This window comes from Candidatus Nanopusillus massiliensis, from assembly GCF_920984865.1.
The window spans coordinates 145,818-146,037 of the sequence record NZ_OV100765.1 but is presented as its reverse complement, the minus strand read 5'-3'; the positions used below and the strand labels follow the sequence as shown (position 1 = coordinate 146,037).

The window sequence follows — 220 nt, the reverse complement described above, 5'->3', positions numbered from 1 at the left end:
TATCTAATCCCCATTCTTCAATCTTTTTATGCAATAAATCATATCTCCATTCTCTTTCAGATCCACCAATTATTTCTCCATATCCTTCTCCAGCAATTAAATCAAAGTTTTTTACTGTTCCATCCCCAACTTCATACATAGAGAATGCTTTTACTTCTCTTGGATAATATGTAACAAATATTGGTACATCAAATTGCTCTGTTAATAATCTTTCCTCATC

The 220-nt window shown here is 31.4% G+C and carries 1 protein-coding gene; it reads right to left on the bottom strand.

Annotation, left to right across the window (positions count from 1 at the left end; all coding sequences use genetic code 11):
* On the bottom strand, nt 1-220 hold a 220-nt coding region (locus LUA84_RS01110), incomplete at both ends, for an amino acid--tRNA ligase-related protein (protein WP_305836187.1).